The 22,285-nt window shown below is 74.5% G+C and carries 14 protein-coding genes; 9 read left to right on the top strand and 5 right to left on the bottom strand.

All coding sequences use genetic code 11. From position 1 onward, the window contains the following. The first annotated feature begins 36 nt into the window (after nt 1–36). The 6 genes from ligA to V6U79_RS01775 all read left to right on the top strand — a co-directional run bounded on the left by ligA (nt 37) and on the right by V6U79_RS01775 (nt 10,621). On the top strand, nt 37–2,172 hold the full coding sequence (ligA, locus tag V6U79_RS01750) for an NAD-dependent DNA ligase LigA (protein WP_334613230.1): 2,136 nt from the start codon (nt 37–39) through the stop codon (nt 2,170–2,172). A 159-nt stretch (nt 2,173–2,331) separates the two neighbouring features. After that, entirely contained in the window at nt 2,332–4,710 is a 2,379-nt protein-coding gene (locus V6U79_RS01755) for a putative bifunctional diguanylate cyclase/phosphodiesterase (protein WP_334613231.1), read from the top strand. Nucleotides 4,711–4,852: 142 nt separating this feature from the next. After that, nucleotides 4,853–5,158, top strand: a complete 306-nt coding sequence (gatC, locus tag V6U79_RS01760) for an Asp-tRNA(Asn)/Glu-tRNA(Gln) amidotransferase subunit GatC (RefSeq protein ID WP_334519044.1) — start codon at nt 4,853–4,855, stop codon at nt 5,156–5,158. Continuing rightward, nucleotides 5,155–6,630 carry an Asp-tRNA(Asn)/Glu-tRNA(Gln) amidotransferase subunit GatA gene (gene gatA, locus V6U79_RS01765; RefSeq protein WP_334519041.1) on the top strand — a complete coding sequence of 492 codons (1,476 nt, stop codon included), beginning with the start codon at nt 5,155–5,157 and terminating at the stop codon, nt 6,628–6,630. The genes gatC and gatA overlap by 4 nt, the downstream gene beginning before the upstream one ends. 13 nt (nt 6,631–6,643) lie before the next feature. Then, nucleotides 6,644–8,143, top strand: a complete 1,500-nt coding sequence (gene gatB, locus V6U79_RS01770; RefSeq protein WP_334519038.1) for an Asp-tRNA(Asn)/Glu-tRNA(Gln) amidotransferase subunit GatB — start codon at nt 6,644–6,646, stop codon at nt 8,141–8,143. 120 nt (nt 8,144–8,263) lie between these two features. Further along, nucleotides 8,264–10,621: a thiamine pyrophosphate-binding protein gene (locus V6U79_RS01775; protein ID WP_334613232.1), complete on the top strand. Its 2,358-nt coding sequence runs from the start codon at nt 8,264–8,266 to the stop codon at nt 10,619–10,621. Nucleotides 10,622–11,151: 530 nt separating this feature from the next. On the opposite strand, the gene V6U79_RS01780 is transcribed toward V6U79_RS01775, so the two are convergent. From V6U79_RS01780 to V6U79_RS01790, 3 genes are all read right to left on the bottom strand, one after another. Then, nucleotides 11,152–12,729 carry a metallophosphoesterase family protein gene (locus V6U79_RS01780; RefSeq protein ID WP_334519032.1) on the bottom strand — a complete coding sequence of 526 codons (1,578 nt, stop codon included), beginning with the start codon at nt 12,727–12,729 and terminating at the stop codon, nt 11,152–11,154. A gap of 115 nt (nt 12,730–12,844) precedes the next feature. Next, entirely contained in the window at nt 12,845–14,014 is a 1,170-nt protein-coding gene (locus V6U79_RS01785) for a PQQ-dependent sugar dehydrogenase (RefSeq protein ID WP_334613233.1), read from the bottom strand. A gap of 68 nt (nt 14,015–14,082) precedes the next feature. Beyond that, nucleotides 14,083–15,903: a SpoIIE family protein phosphatase gene (locus V6U79_RS01790; RefSeq protein ID WP_334613234.1), complete on the bottom strand. Its 1,821-nt coding sequence runs from the start codon at nt 15,901–15,903 to the stop codon at nt 14,083–14,085. A 165-nt stretch (nt 15,904–16,068) separates the two neighbouring features. Between V6U79_RS01790 and V6U79_RS01795 the strand changes: the two genes are divergently transcribed. After that, nucleotides 16,069–16,995 (top strand): 2-hydroxyacid dehydrogenase, encoded by a 927-nt coding sequence (locus V6U79_RS01795; RefSeq protein WP_334613235.1) that lies wholly within the window; start codon nt 16,069–16,071, stop codon nt 16,993–16,995. Nucleotides 16,996–17,020: 25 nt separating this feature from the next. Here V6U79_RS01795 and V6U79_RS01800 read toward each other — a convergent pair whose 3' ends face one another. Beyond that, nucleotides 17,021–17,395: a PH domain-containing protein gene (locus V6U79_RS01800; RefSeq protein WP_334519016.1), complete on the bottom strand. Its 375-nt coding sequence runs from the start codon at nt 17,393–17,395 to the stop codon at nt 17,021–17,023. A gap of 214 nt (nt 17,396–17,609) precedes the next feature. Between V6U79_RS01800 and V6U79_RS01805 the strand changes: the two genes are divergently transcribed. Both V6U79_RS01805 and V6U79_RS01810 read left to right on the top strand, forming a co-directional pair. Next, a complete protein-coding gene (locus tag V6U79_RS01805; RefSeq protein ID WP_334613236.1) occupies nt 17,610–20,192 on the top strand; it encodes a putative bifunctional diguanylate cyclase/phosphodiesterase in 2,583 nt (860 codons plus the stop codon). A 340-nt stretch (nt 20,193–20,532) separates the two neighbouring features. Next, a complete protein-coding gene (locus tag V6U79_RS01810; RefSeq protein ID WP_334613237.1) occupies nt 20,533–21,201 on the top strand; it encodes a hypothetical protein in 669 nt (222 codons plus the stop codon). A gap of 19 nt (nt 21,202–21,220) precedes the next feature. On the opposite strand, the gene V6U79_RS01815 is transcribed toward V6U79_RS01810, so the two are convergent. After that, nucleotides 21,221–22,240 (bottom strand): LacI family DNA-binding transcriptional regulator, encoded by a 1,020-nt coding sequence (locus V6U79_RS01815; RefSeq protein WP_334519007.1) that lies wholly within the window; start codon nt 22,238–22,240, stop codon nt 21,221–21,223. Nucleotides 22,241–22,285: the final 45 nt, after the last annotated feature.

Raw genomic sequence — 22,285 nt, forward strand, 5'->3', positions numbered from 1 at the left:
CACGGGGAAACCCGACAGGTGTCCGGAGGCGGCAGGGTGTCCGAAGAAGCGATCCCCCAGCAGGTCAGCGCCGCGCAGGAGGCGGCGGCGGGTGGCGAGCCGACCCCCGAGGCGCGGGAGCGGCACGCCACGCTGAGCCAGGAGCTCACCGAGCACCAGTACCGCTACTACGTCCTCGACGCGCCGATCATCTCCGACGCCGAGTTCGACAAGCAGCTGCGTGAGCTGGAGGCGCTGGAGGCGGAGTTCCCGGCGCTGCGCACCCCCGAGTCGCCGACCCAGCGGGTCGGCGGGACCTTCTCCACCGACTTCACCCCGGTCACCCACGCCGAGCGGATGCTCTCGCTGGACAACGCCTTCGCCGACGAGGAGCTGGCGGCCTGGGCCGAGCGGGTCGAGCGGGATGCCGGCGGCCCGGTGCCCTACCTCTGCGAGCTGAAGGTCGACGGGCTGGCGATCAACCTCACCTACGAGCGGGGCCGGCTGGTCCGGGCGGCGACCCGGGGCGACGGGCGCACCGGCGAGGACGTCACCGCCAACGTCCGCAGCATCCGCGACGTGCCGGCGCGGCTCACCGGCAGCGACGAGTTCCCCGACGTGCCGGAGCTGATCGAGGTGCGGGGTGAGATCTACTTCCCGGTGGCCGCCTTCGCCGACCTCAACGCCTCCCTGGTCGAGCAGGGCAAGGCGCCCTTCGCCAACCCGCGCAACGCCGCCGCCGGCAGCCTCCGCCAGAAGGACCCGCGAGTCACCGCGTCCCGGCCGTTGCGCCTGGTGGTGCACGGCATCGGCGCCCGCCGGGGCTTCCGGCCGACGGCCCAGTCCGAGTCGTACGCCGCGCTGAAGGCGTGGGGGCTGCCCACCAGCGACCGGTGGCGGGTGGTGCCGGACCTGGCCGGCGTCGCGGACTACATCGCGTACTACGCCCAGCACCGGCACGACGTCGAGCACGAGATCGACGGTGTGGTGGTCAAGGTCGACCCGGTCTCCATCCAGGGCCGGCTCGGCTCGACCAGCCGGGCGCCCCGCTGGGCGATCGCCTTCAAGTACCCGCCGGAGGAGGTGACCACCAAGCTGCTCGACATCGACGTGAACGTGGGCCGCACCGGCCGGGTCACCCCGTTCGCCGTCCTCGAGCCGGTGCGGGTCGCCGGTTCGACGGTCGCGCTGGCCACCCTGCACAACGCCCGTGAGGTCGAGCGCAAGGGGGTGCTGATCGGCGACACGGTGGTGCTGCGCAAGGCCGGCGACGTGATCCCGGAGGTGCTGGGGCCGGTGGTCGACCTGCGCCCCGCCGACGCCCGGCCCTTCGTGATGCCCACCGCCTGCCCGGCCTGCGGCACCCCGCTCGCCCCGGCCAAGGAGGGCGACGTCGACATCCGCTGCCCCAACAGCCGCAGCTGCCCGGCGCAGCTGCGCGAGCGGGTCTTCCACCTGGCCGGCCGGGGCGCCTTCGACATCGAGGTGCTCGGCTACAAGGGCGCCGCGGCGCTGCTCGACGCGCAGGTCATCGCCGACGAGGGCGACCTGTTCTCCCTCGACGCCGATCAGCTCGCCCGCTCGCCGTTCTTCGTCAACAAGGACGGCAGCCTGGGCAGCAACGCCACCAAGCTGCTGGACAACCTCGCCGTCGCCCGGGAACGCGACCTGTGGCGGGTGCTCGTCGCGCTCTCCATCCGGCACGTCGGCCCCACCGCGGCGCAGGCCCTCGCCCGGCACTTCCGCTCGATCGAGGCGATCGACGCGGCCACCGAGGAGGAGCTCTCCTCGGTGGACGGGGTGGGCCCGACCATCGCCGCCAGCCTCAAGGAGTGGTTCGCCGTCGACTGGCACCGCGAGGTGGTGCGCAAGTGGGCCGAGGCGGGGGTCCGGATGGCCGAGGAGGCGGGCGACGAGGGTCCGCGTCCGCTGGAGGGGGTCACCGTCGTGGTCACCGGCACCCTCGCCGGCTTCAGCCGGGACCAGGCGGCCGAGGCGATCCAGAGCCGGGGCGGCAAGGTCACCGGCTCGGTCTCCAAGAAGACCGGCTTCGTGGTGGTGGGGGACAATCCCGGCTCCAAGGCGGAGAAGGCGGCCAGCCTCAAGCTGCCCGTCCTCGACGAGGACGGCTTCCGGGTGCTGCTCGACCGGGGCCCGGACGCCGCCCGTGAGGTCGCCCGCGTCGAGGGCTGAACGCCCCGAAGACCGGATTGCGATCTTGAGGCCGTATACCAACTTAATTACGACTACGACCGATTCGTGACTGTCGTGCCGGGGTGACGGCAGCCAGGGCGTTTCATTGGGTCACGACGCGCCGACGGCGCGTGCCCGACGAGACACCCGGGAGGTGCGATGGAGACCGCCGACGCCCGCAACTTCCTGCCCCCCGGGCGGGAGTCGTCGTTCGGTGGCTTCGTGGCCGGCGTCGTCGGGTTCGCGGTGCTGGTCTCCGCGGTGCCGCTGGCCGGGCTCCCCGACCGGCTGCCCGACCTGCCGGTGGCGTTCTGGACGATGGCGACGCTCGCCGTCGCCTGCGACGCGCGCCCGTTCGTGCCGCCCGGCCGGCGGCAGACCTCGGCGGTCTTCCCGTCCACCTGCTTCACCTTCGCCATCCTGCTCGGCTGGGGGCTGGGCCCGGCCGTGGCCGTGCAGGCGGTCGCGGTCGCCGTCTCCGGATGGCGCATGCGGCACTCGGTCTGGCGGACCGCCTTCAACGCCGCCCAGTACGCGTGCGCGCTCGGCGCCGCGTACCTGGTGCTCCGGCTCGGACCGGGCGGGCTCTTCGACGCCGGACGGCTGCGCTGGACCGACGTGGCCGCGGTCGGCGCCGCCACCGCCACCTGGTTCGCGGTCAACTACGGCCTGGTCAGCACCGCGCTGCGACTGCGCTTCGGCGGGCGGTGGTGGCCCAGCGCCCGGCAGGCGCTCCCCTTCGAACTGCTCTCCACCGGCTCGCTGCTGCTGCTCGCCCCGGTCCTGGTCGCCGCCGCCCGGGCCAGCGCCGCCCTGATCCCGCTGGTGCTGGTGCCGCTCTTCGCCGTCTACCGGATGTCCCGGCTCTCCGCCGAGCAGGAGCAGCTCGCCGACCTCGACCCGCTCACCGGGCTGCCCAACCGCAAGGCCCTGCTCGCCGAGGTGGCCGAGCAGGTGCACCTGCACGCCGAGCGGGTCGCCCGGGCCGCCCCCGACGCCCACCTCGCCCTGCTCCTGATCGACCTGGACCGGTTCAAGAACGTCAACGACGCGCTCGGCCACGCGGTGGGGGACCGGTTGCTGGTCGAGGTGAGCGCCCGGCTGGCCGACGTGGTCGCCGGGCGGGACATGCTGGCCCGGCTCGGCGGGGACGAGTTCGCCATCGTGGCGGCCGGGCTGACCGGCGTCGACGACGCGCGGGAACTCGCCGGCCGGGTGGTCGCCGCGCTCGCCGAACCGGTGTCGCTGGACGGGCTGCCGCTGGACGTCGGCGGCTCGATCGGTATCGCCCTCTTCCCCGAGCACGGCGAGGACTACGCCACCCTGATGCGCCACGCCGACGTGGCGATGTACGACGCCAAGCACCGCAACGACACCGTCGCCGTGTACGCCGCCGAGTCCGACCACAACTCCGCCGAGCGGCTCGGGCTCCTGGCCGACCTGCGGCGCGTACTGGAGGCGGGGCCGGGAGGCGGACGGGCGGTGCGGGGCGGCGACGGCGCCGCGCTGCCGTCCCGGCTCGGCACGGACCCACGGGCCGCGGCCGGCGGGGCGACCCGGTGGTGGTCGCGGCGCCGGCGGCAGCGGGCGACGGTGACCCACCCCGACGAGCTGCTGAACCGGATCCTCACCGGCGCCGACCCGACCCGCCGGCACGCCGACCCGGCCCACCGGCCGGCCGCCGACCCGGCGGTCGCCGGCGAGTCCGCCGGCCCGGCCGCCCCCGCGGCGCCGGCCGACGCCGAGCCGGTCGCCGACGCCGGCGAGATCACCATGTACTACCAACCGCAGATCGCCATCGCCACCGGCGAGGTGGTCGGGGTGGAGGCGCTGCTGCGCTGGCGGCACCCCCGACGGGGCATGGTCGACCCGGGCGAGCTGATCCAGGTCGCCGAGCAGAGCGCGGTGATGAGGCTGCTCACCCAGCGGGTGGTGGACGACGTGGTGGAGCAGCTGGCCAAGTGGTCCGCCGCCGGGATCAGCCTGCGGGCGGCGCTCAACGTCAGCGTCCGCGACCTGCACACCGGGGAGATCGCCGACCAGATCGCCGACCGGCTGACCCGCTACGGGGTACGCCCCGAACGGCTGCAACTGGAGATCACCGAGGGCGCCCTGATGGCGGACCCCCGGCGGGTGCTCACCACCATCACCCGACTGCACCAGCTCGGCGTGGCCATCTCGCTGGACGACTTCGGCACCGGCTACTCGTCGTTGCAGCACCTGCGCCGGCTGCCGCTGGCCGAGGTGAAGGTGGACCGGTCGTTCGTGCTCGGGATGGCCGACGATCCGGACGACGCGGCGATCGTCCGCTCGATGATCGAGCTGGCCGGCGCGCTCGGGCTGCGGGTGGTCGCCGAGGGCGTGGAGGACGAGCGCACCTGGCGGCTGCTGCACGCGGCCGGCTGCGACGCCGCGCAGGGCTGGTTCTACGCCCGGCCGATGCCCGCCGAGGAGCTGGTCGCCTGGTTGGCCCGGTACCGCCCGGTACGTCCGGTGCCCAGCGCCGACGTGGAGATCCCCCGCCGCCACGCCCGCTGAGGCGGGCCGGCGAGGGGGAGTCGGAGGCGTCGGCGTGGGCGCAGGACAATAGACTCGCTCCGGTCACCGCGCGTCATCCTCCCGGGAGCCCGCGCGGCCGGCACACCGCAGACCCAGCAGGACAGCCACGAAGGGGGCACCGATGGCCGCCATCTCCCGCGAGGAGGTCGCGCACCTCGCGCGACTGTCGCGGCTCGCCGTCACGGAGGAGGAGTTGGACACCTTCGCCGGTCAGCTGGACGTGATCCTCCAGTCGGTCGCCCAGGTCGGCGAGGTCGCCGCGGCGGACATCCCGCCGACCTCCCACTCGGTGCCGCTGACCAACGTGCTCCGCGAGGACGTGGTGACGCCGTGCCTGACCCCGGAAGAGGTGCTGTCCGGCGCGCCCGACGCCGACCAGCAGCGGTTCCGTGTCCCGCGGATCCTGGACGAGGATGTGGCTTCATGAGCGACCTGACCAAGCTGACCGCCGTCGAGATCGCCGGTCTCGTCGCCGGCGGTGAGACCTCCGCCGTGGAGGTCACCCGGGCCCACCTGGACCGGATCGGCGCCGTCGACGACCGCGTGCACGCCTTCCTGCACGTCGACACCGAGGGCGCGCTGGCCGCCGCCCGCGCGGTGGACGAGCGCCGGGCCGCCGGCGAGGAGCTGGGCCCCTTGGCGGGGGTGCCGGTCGCGGTCAAGGACGTGCTCACCACCAAGGGCGTGCCGACCACCGTCGGGTCGAAGATCCTCGAGGGCTGGCGCCCGCCGTACGACTCGACGATCGTGCAGCGGCTGCGCGCCGCCGGCACGGTGATGCTCGGCAAGACCAACATGGACGAGTTCGCGATGGGCTCCTCCACCGAATACTCCGCGTACGGCCCCACCTACAACCCGTGGGACCTGAGCCGGATCCCGGGCGGCTCCGGTGGCGGCAGCGCCGCCGCGCTGGCCGCGTACGAGGCGCCGCTGGCGATCGGCTCGGACACCGGCGGTTCGATCCGCCAGCCGGGCGCGGTCACCGGCACCGTCGGCGCGAAGCCCACCTACGGCGGCACCTCCCGGTACGGCCTGGTGGCGTTCTCCTCGTCGCTGGACACCCCCGGCCCGTGCGCCCGTACGGTGCTCGACGCCGCGCTGCTGCACCAGGTCATCGGCGGGCACGACCCGCGCGACTCGACCTCCATCCCGCAGCCGGTGCCGGACGTGGTGGCCGCCGCGAAGCTCGGCGCGACCGGTGACCTGACCGGGGTGCGGCTCGGCATCGTCAAGGAGTTCGCCGGCGAGGGCGGCGAGCCGGGCGTGATGGCCGCGTTCCGCGAGTCGGTCGACGCGCTGGCCAAGCTGGGCGCCGAGATCGTCGAGATCTCCTGCCCGCACTTCAAGTACGCGCTGCCGGCGTACTACCTGATCGCGCCGAGCGAGTGCTCCTCCAACCTGGCCCGCTTCGACGGGGTGCGGTTCGGCCTGCGTACCGGCGACGACGGCAACCGGTCGCTGGAGGAGGTCATGTCGCTGACCCGGGAGGCCGGCTTCGGCCCCGAGGTCAAGCGGCGGATCATGATCGGCACGTACGCGCTCTCCTCGGGCTACTACGACGCCTACTACGGTCAGGCGCAGAAGGTCCGCACCCTGATCACCCGCGACTTCACCGCGGCGTTCGAGCAGGTGGACGCGCTGATCTCGCCGACCACCCCGTTCGTGGCCTTCCCGGTCGGTTCGCGCACCGCCGACCCGTACCAGATGTACCTGGCGGACCTGTACACCATCCCGACCAACCTGTACGGCGGCCCGGGCATCTCGGTGCCGTGCGGCCTCTCCGACGGCCTGCCGGTCGGCCTGCAGGTGATGGCCCCGACGATGGCGGACGACCGGATGTACCGGGTGGCCGCCGCGCTGGAGTCGGCGGTCGGCACGTTCACCCCACCGGCACTGTGAGTCAGGAGCACCGATGACGACGACACTGCCCGCGTACGACGAGGTCGTCGCGCGCTACGAACCGGTGATCGGCCTGGAGACCCACGTCGAGCTGGGCACGAACACCAAGATGTTCTGCGGCTGCCCGACCGACTTCGGTGGCGAGCCGAACACCCGGGTCTGCCCGGTCTGCCTGGGTCTGCCCGGTTCGCTGCCGGTGGCCAACAAGGCGGCCATCGAGGCGACGATCCGGATCGGCCTGGCGCTGAACTGCTCCATCGCCGAGTGGTGCCGGTTCGCCCGGAAGAACTACTTCTACCCGGACATGCCGAAGAACTTCCAGATCAGCCAGTACGACGAGCCGCTCTGCGTCGACGGCTACCTGGACGTCGAGGTCAACGGCGAGCTGGTGCGGATCGGCATCGAGCGGGTGCACCTGGAGGAGGACACCGGCAAGACGCTGCACGTCGGTGGCGCCACCGGCCGCATCCACGGCGCGACCGAGTCGCTGGTCGACTACAACCGGGCCGGCATTCCGCTCGTCGAGATCGTCACCAAGCCGGTCCCCGGCACCGGCGCGCTCGCCCCCGAGGTCGCCAAGGCGTACGTGGCCGAGCTGCGCGACGTGATCCGCTCGCTCGGCGTCTCCGACGTGCGGATGGAGGAGGGCTCGCTGCGCTGCGACGTCAACACCTCCCTCAACCTGCCGGGCGAGGAGTGGGGCACCCGGACCGAGACCAAGAACGTCAACTCGCTGCGCTCGGTGGAGCGCGCGGTGCGCTCGGAGATCCTGCGCCAGGCGGCGGTCCTCGACGCGGGCGGCCGGATCCTCCAGGAGACCCGGCACTTCCAGGAGGACACCGGGGACACCCGGCCGGGCCGGTCCAAGGAGACCGCCACCGACTACCGGTACTTCCCGGAGCCGGACCTGGTGCCGCTGGCGCCGGACGCCGCCTGGGTGGCCGAGCTGAAGGCCGCCCTGCCGGAGCTGCCCCGGCTGCACCGCCGGCGGTTGCAGGAGCAGTGGGGCCTGTCCGAGCTGGACATGCAGTCGGTGCTCAACGCCGGCGCGGTGGAGCTGATCGAGCAGACCGTCGCCGCCGGGGCGACCCCGGCCGCCGCCCGCAAGTGGTGGCTGGGTGAGCTGTCCCGCCGGGCCAACGAGACCGGTGCGGAGCTGAGCGACGTCGGGGCCACCCCGGAGCAGGTCGCCGAGCTGCAGGGCCTGGTCGACGCCGGCAAGCTCAACGACAAGCTCGCCCGTACCGTCCTGGAGGGCGTGGTGGCCGGCGAGGGCTCGCCGACCGAGGTAATGACCAACCGGAACCTGGAGGTCGTGTCGGACACCGGCGCGCTCACCGCCGCCGTGGACGAGGCGATCGCCGCCAACCCGGGCATCGCCGACAAGATCCGCAGCGGCAAGGTCGCGGCGGCCGGCGCGCTGGTCGGCGCGGTCATGAAGACCACCCGCGGCCAGGCCGACGCCAAGACCGTTCGCGAGCTGATCCTGGAACGCCTCGGCGTCCAGGGCTGAGCCCGACCGGGAAGGCCGCCGCCGCGACCCGGCAGCGGCCTTCCCGCCTTTCCCGAGTACGCGCGACCCGCGCCACCCCCCTCGCGTGGGCGTCAACGGCGACGCCTGAATGGAGCCACCGTGAAGCAGCACGACCTCGACGTCCTCGACGAGATCCAGCGCCGGGTGCTCTGGCTCGCCACCCGCATCGTCGACGCCGCCAACCACGACCGGAACACCGGTGACGGGGTGAAGGTCGGCGGCCACCAGGCCTCCAGCGCCTCCCTGGTCACCGCGATGACCGCGCTCTGGTTCGGCCACCTCGACGCCGAGGACCGGGTCGCGGTCAAGCCGCACGCCTCGCCGGTGTTCCACGCCATCCAGTACCTGCTGGGCAACCTGGACCGGTCGTACCTGCCGAAGCTGCGGGCGCGGGGCGGGCTCCAGTCGTACCCGTCGCGGACCAAGGACCCGGACGAGGTGGACTTCTCCACCGGCTCCGTCGGTCTGGGCGCCGCCGCGCCGCTCTTCGCCGCGGTCACCCGGCGCTACGTCGACGCGCACTTCGGCGCCCGGCCGCACTCCCGGTTCGTCGCGTTGATCGGCGACGCCGAGCTGGACGAGGGGAACATCTGGGAGGCCGTCGCCGACCCGGCCACCACCGGCCTGGGCAACGTGATGTGGCTGGTCGACTTCAACCGCCAGTCGCTGGACCGGGTCGTCCCCGGCATCCGGATCAACCAGTGGCGCGGCCAGTTCGAGGCCGCCGGCTGGCACGTCGTGGAGGTCAAGTACGGCCGCCGGCTCGCCGAGGCGTACGCCCGGCCGGGCGGGGAGGCGTTGCGCGACTGGATCGACCGGATGCCCAACGAGCAGTACCAGTCGCTGTTCGGGCTGGCCGGCCCGGCGCTGCGCAAGCAGTTCCTCGACGGCGCGCCGGCCGGGATCGAGGCGTTCATCGCCGACATCTCCGACGACGAGCTGGGTCCGCTCGTCACCGACCTGGGCGGACACGACCTGGCGGCGATGCTCGACGCGTACGCCCAGTGCGACGCCGTCACCGACCGGCCCAGCGTGGTCTTCGCGTACACCGTCAAGGGGTGGGGTCTGCCGATCGCCGGCAACCCGCGCAACCACTCGGCGCTGCTCAGCACCGAGCAGGTCGACGCGCTGCGCGCGGCGCACGGCCTGACCGCGGAGACCGAGTGGGACCGCCTCGACCCGGCGTCACCGGCCGGCATCCGGGCCGGCGAGCGCCGGGAGGCGCTGTCCCGCGCGCCCCGCGAGCGGGCGCTCGGGGTCACCGTCCCGGAGACCACGAGGGTACGGGCGAACAAGCCGGTCTCCACCCAGGAGGTCTTCGGTCGGGTGCTGGTCGACCTGGCCCGGGACGAGAACGTGGCGCCCTACCTGGTCACCACCGCGCCGGACGTGGCCACCTCGACCAACCTGGCCGGGTTCATCAACAAGACCGGCGTCTTCGCCCCCACCGAGCAGCGCTCCTGGTCGGAGGACCGGATGCTGCGCTGGACGGAGAGCCCCGCCGGGCAGCACATCGAGCTGGGCATCTCGGAGATGAACCTGTTCCTGCTGCTCGGCCAGCTCGGCCTGTCGTGGGACCTGTCCGGGCAGCCGCTGCTGCCGGTCGGCACGGTCTACGACCCGTTCGTGCTGCGCGGCCTGGACGCCTTCCTCTACGGCACCTACTCCGGCTCCCGGTTCGTGGTCGCCGGCACCCCGTCGGGCATCACCCTGGCCCCGGAGGGCGGCGCCCACCAGTCCACCATCACCGCCTCGGTCGGCCTGGAGCTGCCCGGGGTGACCTTCATCGAACCGGCCTACGCGGCCAGCCTGGACTGGCTGCTCTGCGACGCGCTCGGGCAGATCGCCGGTGGGCCGGCTCCGGCCGCCACGGCCGCGCCCGCCGAGGACGGGGCGTACTACTTCCGGCTCAGCACCCGCCCGATCGACCAGGCGCCGTTCGAGGCGGCCCGGGCCCGGATCGGCGACGCGGTGCTGCGCCGGCAGGTGGTGGCCGGGGCGTACCGGCTGGTGGACGCGCACCAGGCGTACCCGCACCTGGCGGACGCGCCGGTGGTGACCCTGGCCGGGTCGGGCGCGGTGCTGCCGGAGGTGCTCGCGGCGGCCGCGGAGCTGGCCGACGAGGGCATCGCCGCGCACGTGGTCGACGTGACCTCGCTGGACCGGCTCTACCGGGCCTGGCAGCGCACCCTGCGCCAGGGGGTGCGGACGGCGACCGTGCCGAGCGTGCCGGGCGCGCTGCGGGCCGCGTTCGGTGACCGGACCCCGGTGGTGACGGTGCACGACGCCGCCTCGCACGCGATGGCCTGGCTCGGCTCGGCGCTCGGCGTGCCGGCGGTGCCGCTCGGGGTGGACGAGTTCGGCCAGTCCGGCACCGTCCGCGACCTGTACGAGCTGCACGACCTGCTGCCCGGCAGCATCGTCAACGCCGCGCTGGCCGCCCTCTCGCTGCGCTGACCGCCCGCGGCCGGTCCCGGCCGGTCCCCGCCGGTCGCGGCCGGTCCCGGCTGGTCGCGGCCGGTCCCGGCTGGTCCGGCCGGTCCCGGCTGGTCCGGCCGGTCGGACCGGAGCGACCGGTCCGACCGGCAGTCGCGCGCGGATTTCGTGGGCCTGACCGTCCGTGACGGAGCCCTTGTCCTGACTGAGCGTGAGGCTCGGTCTACCTCCGCAGACCTCCTCCCGGCCCTTTGCTCTGCTGCCTTCCCGGCAACACCACTGCTGAGCAGGGGGTTCAGCGGCCACACCTCGCAGCGTGCGTTCACCGTCGGTGACTGTTGCGTCCGCCGCAGCAGAGCAAAGCGGGTGAGCGCGGCATCGGGGGCCTGCCGCGAGCTTGCGCTGCGTGACGGTCGGGGTGGGTGATTCTTTCGCCCGCCGCGCGCCCTCGCGCGCCTCTGCCGTCCGCCCCGCGCGCCTCCGCCCCCGCGCCCCCGCCGCGCGCCGCCGCCGCTTCTGCGAGGGGCTCAGCCCGGACGGACGGGAGCGGCTCAGCGGGTCGGGGTGGGGGTGACCGGGACCGGGGCGCCCCGCGCCGGCTCCTTGATCACGTTCCGTTCCAGGTTGACCTGCGCCTCGCCGGTGCCGCCGACGGTGATGTCGTCGTACGCCTGGAGCTGCCTGCGCTGGTCGAAGTAGAGCACCGTCATCGACAGCGGGGTGGGCTTCTCGCCCTCCAGGCCGCGCAGCCCCGCCCCGCCGGTGGAGCCCTGCACCATGAGCTGGGTGGTCTGCCTGCCGGGCACCTGCGGCAGCTTGGACACCTGCCGGTTGTGGGTGTGCCCGGCGAGCACCAGCGGGGCGGTACCCGACAGCGGACCGGCCGACGCCGGGTCGTGCACCAGGGCGATGTCCACCGGCCGCGGCGAGTTGCGCACCGTGGCGGCGAGCTTCTCACCGGTCCCGATGACCTGCTCGGCGACCTGCCGGGTGAGTCCGCTGCCGGCCGGTGAGGTGTTCTTGTCCGGGGTGAAGCGGGGATCGCCGATGCCGGCGATGGTCAGCCCGGCCACGGTGGTGGTCGTGTTGTTCAGCACGATGGCGTTGGGCTGCCGGCCTACCGCCGCCGCGGTGCGCGGCGAGTCGTGGTTGCCCCGGATGTAGACGTACGGCTTCTTGAGCAGCCCGATCGAGCCGACGAACGAGGCCTCCGGCTCGCTGCCCCAGTCGGTGATGTCGCCGGTGTCGATGACCACGTCGATGTCGAACTGCTCCACCACGGTGCGGATCAGCTGCCAGCCGGTCGGGTTGAGGTGCATGTCGGAGACGTGCAGCACCCGCATGGTGCCGGGGGCGGGCTCGTAGACGGGCAGGGCGGAGACGGTGGTGTAGAGCTTGCTGACGTTGCCGACCACCCGCTGCAACTGCTCCGCGTAGCGGCTGTAGTCGTTGGCGATCCGCCGCGCGTCACCGACGATCGCCGGGGCGTTGACCAGCAGCCCCTCGTACCGTGGCTCCTCGATCGCCTGGGGGCGGATGGTGGCGGCGGCGAGCCCGAGGCTGCCGGCGGTGACGGCCAGCGCGACCCCCGCCGACCAGGCGGTGCGCCGGGTGTCCCGGAAGACCAGGACGGCCAGCAGCAGGGTGACCAGCACGACCGCCGCGATGGTACGCAGGCCGAGCCGCATCGCCCCGTCCCGCACGTCCTTGACGGCGGTCTGGCTGGCCCGGCTGATGCTGGCCGGGTCGTCGATCAGCGCCTCGGTCCGGCCCTGGTCCAGTGCGCCGAGCCGGACGGTCAGGCGGGTCGGCCCGTCGTGGCTGTCCAGCAGCAGCGCGCCCAGCGGCGGGATGTCGACGGTGGTGCCTCCCTCGACCGTCGGGGTGAGGCTCATGTTGGCGCGGAACGGCCCGATGTCGGTGTCGAGCCGTCCACCGGCCAGCGTCCCGATGACCGCGCCGGCGAGACCGACGGCCAGCACCGCCGCCACCACCCCGGCGCGCCGGGCCACGCCGGACCCGCCCGACCGTCCGGCCCGTCGCGTCCAGGGCCGCCAGCGCCGCTCACGCCGGGTCACCGAGGGCTCCGCGCCCCCGGTCCCGCGCTGCTCGTTCTCCTGACCGTCCATGCTGAGATTCTGACCTGCCCAGTGAAGGATCTTGGCAAACCCCGGCACGACTCTCGGTCACCGGATGCGACACGCCGGTGCGTGCCCCGGCCGTGGGCGGGGCGGCGGGTGCGGATCAGCTTCGGCCGGCGCCGCCGTCGGCGAAGACCAGCCGCAGCAGTCGGTCGTCCTCGGGCTCCGGCCGGCCCCGCCCGTCGTGGTTGGAGGTGGAGGCCCAGAGCGAGCCGTCCGGCGCGGCGGCGATGGCCCGCAGCCGGCCGTACCTGCCCTTGAGCAGCTCGCGCGGCTGGCCGAGCACGGTGCCGGTGTCGGTCACCTCGACCACCCAGAGCCGCTCGCCGCGCAGGCAGGCGGTGACCAGCAGTCGGCCCGTCGTGGTGAGACCCGAGCAGGACGCGTCGGCGGTGCGCCACTGCGCGATCGGGTCGACGTAGCGCTTGTCGCCGGCCTGCCCCTCGACCAGCGGCCAGCCGTAGTTGGCGCCCTTGTCGATCCGGTTGATCTCATCCCAGGTGTTCTGGCCGAACTCGGTGGCGTACATCCGCTTGCCCGCGTCCCAGGCGAAGCCCTGCACGTTGCGGTGCCCGAGCGACCAGACCGGCGAGCCGGGGAAGGGGTTGCCGGGCGCCGGGCGGCCGGCCGGGGTGATTCGCAGGATCTTGCCGCCGAGGCGCTTCGGGTCCTGTGCCGCCTCCCGGTCGCCGGCGTCGCCGGTGCTGACGTAGAGCTGCCCGTCGGGGCCGAAGCCCAGCCCGCCGCCGTCGTGGATCTCCGCCCGGGGGATGCCGGTCAGGATCGGGGTGGGTTGGCCGCCGAGGACCAGCTTGGCGACCCGGTTGTCCTGCTCGGTGGTGTAGTACACGAAGACCGTGCGGTCCTTCGCGTACGCCGGGGAGACGGCGATGCCGAGCAACCCCGCCTCGCCCCCGGCGGCCAGCCCCGGCACGGTCTGCACCGGGGTGACCCGCAACCCCTCCGGTGTGGACTCCGGGCCGACCTGGAGGATCCGGCCGGTGTCCCGCTCGGTGACCAGGGCGGCGCCGTCGGGGAGGAAGGCGATGCCCCACGGCACGCGCAGCCCCTTGGCCAGGACGGTCGCGACGACCTGCTGACCGGCGCCGCCGGAGCTCGCCGACGCCGACGGGGTCGGCAGGTTCGGTGGTTCGCCGGCCGGGTCGGGCTCCGGTTGGCCGAAGCTGCACCCGGTCAGCAGCAGCGCCGCGCTGGACGCCGCCAGCGCCGCGCGGAGTCGGCCGGTGCGGGGGTACGGGGCACGGACGCTCATCCGGCCCAGCGTAGCCCGCGAAACCGGACCCGCCCGCCCTGGCGGGGACAGTCGACCCGGTGAACGGCTCAGCGGGCCCGGACGGCCAGCAGGGCGATGTCGTCCTCGCGGTGCGCGGTGGCCAGCAGCAGGTCGCAGATCTCGGCCAGCGGGAGCTTCGAGGCGCCGGCGAGCTCGTCGAGCAGCTCGGCGATCCCCTCGTCGATCGGGCGGTCCCGGCGCTCGACCAGCCCGTCGGTGTAGAGCAGCAGGGTGTCCCCGGGGGCCAGCGCCGTCTCCTGGCTGGTCCGCCGGACCGGGCGGGTGAGGCCGAGCAGCGGCTCCCGGCGGCCGTCGAGGACCCGGACCGTGCCGTCGGCGCCCGCCAGCAGCGGCGGCGGGTGCCCCGCGTTGCACCAGCGAACGGGGAGACCGCCGTCGGTCTTCGGGCCCAGCCGGGCCAGGATGGCCGTGGCGGCGGTCCGGATGCGCAGCCCGGAGATGGTGGCGTCCAGCCGGGTCATCAGCGCGTCCACCGGATCGGTCCGGTCGAACGCGTTGCCCCGGACCAGATTGCGCAGCTGCCCCATGGTCGCGGCGGCCTCGATGTCGTGACCGGCGACGTCCCCGATCGCCACGATCAGGTCGCCGTCGGGCTGGATGAATGCGTCGTACCAGTCGCCGCCGACCTCGACCCGGTCGGCGGCCGGCTGGTAGCGGGCGGCGAGCTCGACGGCCGGGCTCTCCGGCAGCTCGGGCAGCATGCTGTGCTGGAGCACCTCCGCGACGTGCCGCTGCTCGCCGTAGATCCAGCTGTTGCCGACCGCCTGCCCGGCACGACGGCCGATCTCCAGCGCGGTGTGCAGGTCGGTGTCGTCGAAGGGCCGCCGGCCGGGGGCGTTGAGCAGCGTCACGCTGCCCAGCACGGTGCCGCGCCCCGGCGGGGTGATCGGCACGGTCAGGTGCGACCCGAAGCCGAGTTTCTCGGCCAACGACACCAGCTCGGGGTTGGTGGTGGCCCGCCGGACATCGTCCAGGTCGGCCGCTCTGCCCAGCACCGGCTGGCCGGTGCGCAGCACGGTGCGGGTGATCGACCTGGGACCGAGGCTGGTCGTCATCAGCTCGGCGAAGCGGGTGACCTCGACGATCCGCGCCGGGTCCCGGTGCAGGGCGCTGACCCGGCGGGGCGAGCCGTTCCGGTCGGCCAGGGTGACCAGGACCCAGTCGGCGAGCAGCGGCACCACCGCGCGGGTCAGCCGCTCCACGGCGGTGTCGGCGTCCAGGGTGCCGCTCAGGGTCTCGCTCAACCCGGAGAGCAGTTCCAGCCGTTCGTGCGCCTCCTCCACCGCCCGCCGGGCCTGCCGGGCGCCGTCCAGCGCGATCCGCAGCCGCAGCTCCGACGAGCAGGCGGCGGCGAGGTCGGACAGGGTCCGCAGCTGGGTCGCCGTCCAGGCCCGGGGCTTGTGGTCGATCGCGCAGAGCGAGCCGAGCACCCGGCCGTCCAGATCGGTCAGCGGGACGCCGGCGTACGCGATGACGCCCAGCTCGGGGAGGGCGAGGCTGTCCCGCACCCGGGGGTAGAGCCGGGCGTCCGGCAGCACCATCGGCAGCTCGATGTCGACCACGTGCTGGCAGAACGAGTGGCTCAGCGGGGTCTGCCGGCAGGCGGCCCACGGCTCCGGCAGGCCGACCGCCCCGGGGAAGAACTGCCGGGTGTCGGTGACCAGGGAGACCAGCGCGACCGGCACGTCGAGCAGGTCGCTGACGAGCCGAGCGAACCGGTCGAAGGCCTCGTCCGGCTCGGCCTCCAGGCCGGTGTCGGCGAGTGACCGTAGCCGGGCGGGGTCCGTCAGGGCCGAGGTGTCGTCGGCCGGGCGCCGGTCGGGGCGGCCCGGGGAGCGCTCGGTCATCGGCCACCTGTCTGCGATCGTGCGGTACGCCGGTCGGCGTTCCGATTCTCGGTTATACCCGCCACCGCGATCCGGTGCCCACGGATGTGGGCCGCGCCGCCGTACGGCGGGCCGATGGCCGGACCGCCCGGCCCGACGCCCGTGGGACCGCTATCGTCGGCGGGCGTGAAGGTTTGGATTGCGCACGAGGCCGGGACCGCGCTGCTCGGTGAGGTGCCCGCGGGCGTCACGGTGGAGCCGTGGACGGACCCGGGCACGATGCCGTCGGACCCGGCGGGCGTCCGGTTCTGGGTGCCGCCCTTCCTCGCCGCCGGTGACGTCGGCGCGCCGCTGGGCCGGCTGCCCGACCTGGCGGTGGTGCAGCTCCTCTCCGCCGGGGCGGACGCCTGGGTCGGCCGGATGCCGCCGGGGGTGGCCCTCTGCGACGCCCGCGGCGTGCACGACGCCGGCACCGCCGAGTGGGTCGTCACGGCGATCCTGTCCCAGCTGCGGAACTTCCCCGCCATGGCCCGCGCGCAGGCCCGCCGGGAGTGGGCGTACGCCGACGTCACCCCGACCGACGAGCTGACCGGCAAGCGGGTGCTCATCGTCGGGGCCGGTTCGATCGGGGCGGCGGTGCAGGCCCGGCTCGCCCCGTTCGAGGTCACCTTCACCCTGGTGGCGCGCACCGCCCGCCCGGCCGAGGGGGTGCACGGCGTGGCCGACCTGCCCCGGCTGCTGCCCGAGGCGGACGTGGTGGTGCTGCTGGTGCCGCTCACCGCGGCGACCCGGGGCATGGTCGACGCGGCGTTCCTCGCCGCCATGCCGGACGGTGCGTTGCTGGTCAACGCGGCGCGCGGCCCGGTGGCGCGGACCGAGGCGCTGGTCGCCGAGCTGGCCTCCGGCCGGTTGCGGGCCGCGCTGGACGTCACCGATCCGGAGCCGTTGCCCACCGACCACCCGCTCTGGGAGCTGCCGAACGTGCTGCTGACCCCGCACGTGGCCGGTTCGGTGCGGGGCCTGCTGCCGCGGGCGTACCGGCTGGTCGGCGAGCAGCTGCGCCGGTACGCGGCGGGGGAGCCGCTGCGGAACACGGTGGTCGACGGCTACTGACGCCGGGAACCGGCGCCGGCGACGTTCAGCGGGGGCCGGGCAGCGTCTGCCCGGTGGCCGACACCAGCCGGGGCAGGTCGGTGCCGCGTACGGCGGGCAGGACGACCTCCTGCCCGTCGCCGAGGCGGGCGACCGCCCGGCCGCGCCCGTCGGTGGTGAGTTCGGCGACCTGGTCCCAGCGGATCCGCCGGTCGCCGGCGAGCGCCCGCAGCCGCAGCTCGCGCGGGTCGGCGTCGGTGCCGGCCCGCCACGCCCAGATGCCGACGGCCAGCGGCACCAGCAGCACCGGCGACAGGTACCACTCGACGCTGGCCAGCGGCAGCGCGCCGAGGAAGGCGACGATCGCCGCGACCAGGATGGCCTGGTTGTGCCGGAAGCGGATGGTGTCGGCGCTACTCACCCCCCGATGATCCCACTCCGCGCCGGTCCCGCTCCGGCCGGGCGTCCCCACCCGTACCGGCACCCGCGGCAGTGACGTGGCTCACTGCCTCAGGGGCGTAACCGGTGCAACGGTCGTTCGTTGAGGGGAGTTGGCGTGTCGGCTACCCGCGGGCACTCCGCGTACCGCCCGCACCGCCGCACCGCCCCGTGTCCCCCTCACGAAGGCGACCGCCGTGCTCCACGCGTACCTCGTCCGTCGTCCGCCGTCCGCGGTGGCCGCCGTGCTCGCGGTGGCCGCGCTCCTCACCGGCGCCGCCGTGGCCGGTCCGCTCGCGCCGTTGGCCGCCACGACGCTCGCCGCCGCCCTCGGCTGCGCGGTGGCCGGCGTCCGGCTCTCCCGGCTGGCGGCCGCCGACGGCGGCGGGCGGGGGGCGCGGCGTCGCCGCCGCGCCGCCGCACTGCTCGACGCGGCGGGCATGGTGGTCGGCCTGACCGTGGCCGTCCTGCCGCTGGCCGATCCCGCGCAGCGCCCGTACGTCACCACGGCCGGCCTGGCCGCCGCGGCCCTGACGTACGGCGGTGGGCTGCTCCTGCTCCCCGGCCACTCCCGGCTGGCGTCCCGGGTCCGGCTGCGTCGCGGCGTCGACGTGCTGGGCCTCGGCGCCGCCCTGCTCTTCGCCGGCTGGGTGCTGCTCCCACCGGGCGAGGTGCCCCCGCTGGCCCGGGTCGTGACGGTGGCCGGCGCGGGGGCGCTGGCGGGGCTGCTGGTGAGCGCGTTCGCCGAGCGGTACCGCCGGCCGGGCGCGGCGCTCTGCCGGGCCGGTGCCGCGGCGGCCGTCCTCGGCCTGGGCGACCTGGCGGTGCTGCTGGCCTACCGGGTGCCGGAGCCGGCGGTGCTGTCGGCGGTGGCGCCCCTGGTGGCCGGGCCGCTGCTCACCGCCGCCGGCATGGCCCGGGTCGCCACCGGCGATCCGCCGCGCGGCGCGGGGCCGCATCCCGCCTGGTCCGGGGCGACCGCTCCGGCGGCGCTGGCGACGCTGGCCGCGGGGTGGCACCTCTGGGTCTTCGGCGGCTTCACCCCGACGGCGGTGCTGCTCGGGCTCGCGGTCATCCCGCCGCTGGTGGTCCGGGAACTGCTCGCCACCGCGGACGCCCGGCGTCGGGCGCGCCGGCTGGCCGCCCGGGAGGCTCGCTTCCGGACGCTGGTCTCCGGCGGTCGGGACCTGGTCCTGCTCGTCGACGACGAGCTGCGGGTGAGCTGGCTCTCCGGGGCCGGTGCGCGCTGGTTCGACCTGCGCGACGAGGAGGTCCTCGGCCGGCCGCTGGCCGACCTGCTGCACCCGGAGGACGTGCCCGGCGCCGTCGCCCGGCTCACCGCGACCCCGGCCGGCGGGGAGCCGCCGCTGCTGGTGGCGCGGCTGGCCACCGCGGACGGTGGCTGGCGGGAGACCGAGTCGACGGTGAGCGACCAGCGCGGGACGCCGGAGGTGGGCGCGCTGGTGCTGTACGTACGCGACGTGGGGGAGCGCCGCCGGCTGGAGCGGGAGTCGGCCCGGCCCGCCGCCACCGACCAGCCCACCGGCCTGGTCGACCGGCGCGAGCTGCTGCGCGCCCTGGACGCCGGGCGGGAGGGCGGAGCCGCCCTGCTCCTGGTCGAGCTGCACGGCCTCGGCGGGGCCGACGACGGCGCGGGCCGGGCGGTGGGGGACGCCGTGCTGGTGGCCGCCGCCCGCCGGATGCGGGACGTGGTGGGGCCCCGCGACCTGGTCGCCCGGGTCTCGGGGGAGGAGTTCGCGGTGGTCACCGGGCTGGGTCCGGTGCCGGCGTACGCGTTGGGCGCCCGGTTGCTGGCCACGCTCTCCGAGCCGTGTCCGACCCCGGGGGCGATGGTGCGGCTGCGGGTCAGCATCGGCCTGGCCGAACTGGCCGGGGCGGGCCCGGAGGACGTGCTGCGCCAGGCGGAGCTGGCCCGGCGGCGGGCCGCCCAGCTCGGCGGGGGCCGGGTGGAGTGGTACGACCCGTACCTGGAGGAGCAGCTGGTCCGTCGGCTCGACGTGGAGCGGGAGCTGCCCGGTGCGGTCGCCCGCGGCGAGCTGGACCTGGTCTACCAGCCGGTGCTGGGGCTGACCGACCGGCTGCCGGTCGGGACGGAGGCGCTGCTGCGCTGGCGCAGCCCGGTGCTCGGCACGGTGCTGCCGGCGGAGCTGCTGCCGGTCGCGGAGGACCTCGGCCTCGTCGGTGAGCTGGGGCGGTGGGTGCTGGACCGGGCCTGCCGGCAGCTCGCCGAGTGGTCGACCGGTGGCCGGCAGCTCTGGATGGCGGTCAACGTGACGCCCCGGGAGCTGCTCGCGCCGGAGTTCCTCCCCGCGGTGGCGGCGACGTTGGCCGGCTACGGCGTGCCGGCGGAGCGGCTGGTGGTGGAGGTCGGCGAGCCACGGGTCGGCGCGGAGCTGCCCACCGTGGTGGCCCGGTTGGCCGGGTTGCGGTCGCTGGGGGTGCGGACCGCGCTGGACGACTTCCGCGCCGAGCACGCCTCGCTGGCCCAACTGCGGCGGCTCCCGATCGACCTGCTCAAGGTCCGTCCGCAGGCACCGGAGTCGGCGGCCGACCCGGAGCGCCCGCTGATCGACGTGGTGGTCAGCCTGGGTGACCGGTTGGGCCTGGACGTGGTGATGGAGGAGCTGGAGTCCGACGCCGACGTGGACCGGGCCCGCCGGGCCGGTTGCCGCTACGGGCAGGGCTTCGCGTTGGCCCGCCCGGCGACCGCCGAGCGGGTGGAAGCGTACTTCGAGGAGTTCCCCTCCGCGTCCCGGTGAGCCGTCGCGCGCGCGGTGACCTGCCCGGCCCCTCTGCTCTGCCGCAGGGGCCGGGACCGCGTCGAAGGCCGGGCGGCTGGCGCGGACAGCGGACGCCCGAGCGGGCCGCAGATCGACAGGGCCGAGAACCGGTGGGATGCGGCCAGCAGTCGGCCGGGCCGCGCGGCCAGGACCCGGGCTGCGCGAGGGGGCGCACGCCGACCGTGTCGGCGGGATCGCGGTGGTCGCGGGGCAGCGGTTCCTGCGCCTCCGGCGCATAATCACAGGCTCTCTGCGTGCACGACTGTGCAGAGTGCAAGGTGCCCTACTCGTGAGGTGCGACGGACCTGGAAGGAATGTGATGGACCACGCGGCGGGCGAGCTCGAGCCGTCTCCGATCCAGAAGGCCGTGGAGGCGATCGCCATCACGCCGGAGGCGGCCACCGAGCTCGTGGACGGGTACCGGGCGACCTTCGAGGCCAAGTTCAAGCGGAAGCCCGAGAGCCTGGAGGACAAGAGCCGGATCGCCGAAAAGGTCATTGGCCGGTACGCCAAGCTCTCGGCAGCCGCTGGTGTGGTCACCGCGGCCCCGAGCGTGATTCCGGGTGTCGGGACGGCGGTCGCGGTCCTGGGCGGCGGGGTCGCTGATCTCGCCGTGGCACTCAAGCTTCAGATCGACATGTGCATGTGTCTGGTCGAGGTCTACGAGGCCGAGCTGAGCAGTGAGGACAAGAAGCACCTCGCCTTCGTGCTCGCGTTGGCGGGCTCGGCAGAACAGCTGGCGGCGAACGGCGGCAAGGCGGCAGTGCAGAAGATCGCCCAGAAGTTGGTCTACCAGTACCTGCGGGGACCCGCCTTGGTCACGATCAAGCAGCTGTTCAAGCGGGTGTCCATCACCTTCACCCAGAAGGCGATGGCGAAGGCGGTCCCAGCCGGCATAGGTGTCGTTTTCAGTGGCTCAGCCAACTACGTCCTGACGACGGTGGTGGGCAAGGTCGCGGTCGCAGTCCTGGCCAAAGATGTGGAGTAAGCCAGATCGCTGAACCGGTTCACCGCGCCCGGGGCGGTGCGGTGCTGCCGCGCGGCGTCAGGTGGGCGGTCTCGTCCTGCACGCCGGCCACCGCCTCCCCGGCGATGACCCGGAGGAGCTGCCGGGCCGCGTGTGCCCCGTACGCCGGGATGTCCCGGCCGAGGGCGGTCAGCGGCGGGTGCACCAGCTGGCACAGCGGCGAGTCGTCCCACGCCACGATCGACAGGTCGCCGGGGACGGCGAGCCCCATCTCCTGGGCCACCGAGAGGCCGGCTATCGCCATCACGTCGTTGTCGTAGATCACCGCGGTGGGCCGGTGGGCCGAGCTGAGCAGCCGCCGGGTGGCCCGGGCGCCCTCCTCGCCGGTGTAGTCGGACCAGACCGTGGCCGTGTCCTCCAGTCCCAGCCGGCGGCACACCTGGGCGAAGGCGTCGGTACGGATCTCGGTGTGCAGCAGCGAGGGCAGGCCACCCACCCGGGCGATCCGCCGGTGCCCGAGCGCGACCAGGTACTCCACGGCCTCCACCAGCGCGGCGGCGTCGTCGGACCAGACGCTGGCCAGGCTGCCGGTCCGCCCCGGTCCGCCGATCACCACCGCCGGCAGTCGCAGCTGTTCCAGCGCCGGCACCCGGAGGTCGTCGGTGCGCAGGTCGCAGACGAAGACGCCGTCCACCCGTCGCTCGGCCCACCAGCGCCGGTAGACCGCGATCTCGGCTTCCTGGTCGGCCACCACCTGAAGGGTGAGCGCGTACGACCGGGCGGAGAGTTCCGCCTCGACGCCGCTGATCAGCTCCATGAAGAACGGCTCGATGCCCAGGGTCCGGGCGGGCCGGCACAGGGTCAGGCCGACGGCGTTGGCGGTGGCGCCGGAGAGGGCGCGGGCGGCGCTGCTCGGGCTGAAGCCGATCTCGGTGGCGATGGCCAGGATGCGTTGTCGGGTCGCCTCCGAGACGCCGGGCTGCCCGTTGAGCGCGTACGACACCGCGCCCTTGGACACTCCGGCGCGCCGGGCGACGTCGGCGATGGTCGGGCGCTTCACCGGCGTGCTCCTCCAGTCTCGCGGCCTTCCGGGGCCGGTTCCGCG

The organism is Micromonospora psammae (assembly GCF_036902725.1).
Lineage (GTDB): Bacteria > Actinomycetota > Actinomycetes > Mycobacteriales > Micromonosporaceae > Micromonospora.

What these genes read in the sequence shown, in the direction of transcription:
- V6U79_RS01755 (WP_334613231.1), top strand. Translation starts at nt 2,332, where the DNA reads ATGGAGACCGCCGACGCCCGCAACTTCCTGCCCCCCGGGCGGGAGTCG.
- gatC (WP_334519044.1), top strand. Translation starts at nt 4,853, where the DNA reads ATGGCCGCCATCTCCCGCGAGGAGGTCGCGCACCTCGCGCGACTGTCG.
- gatA (WP_334519041.1), top strand. Translation starts at nt 5,155, where the DNA reads ATGAGCGACCTGACCAAGCTGACCGCCGTCGAGATCGCCGGTCTCGTC.
- gatB (WP_334519038.1), top strand. Translation starts at nt 6,644, where the DNA reads ATGACGACGACACTGCCCGCGTACGACGAGGTCGTCGCGCGCTACGAA.
- V6U79_RS01780 (WP_334519032.1), bottom strand. Translation starts at nt 12,729, where the DNA reads ATGGACGGTCAGGAGAACGAGCAGCGCGGGACCGGGGGCGCGGAGCCC.
- V6U79_RS01785 (WP_334613233.1), bottom strand. Translation starts at nt 14,014, where the DNA reads ATGAGCGTCCGTGCCCCGTACCCCCGCACCGGCCGACTCCGCGCGGCG.
- V6U79_RS01790 (WP_334613234.1), bottom strand. Translation starts at nt 15,903, where the DNA reads ATGACCGAGCGCTCCCCGGGCCGCCCCGACCGGCGCCCGGCCGACGAC.
- V6U79_RS01810 (WP_334613237.1), top strand. Translation starts at nt 20,533, where the DNA reads ATGGACCACGCGGCGGGCGAGCTCGAGCCGTCTCCGATCCAGAAGGCC.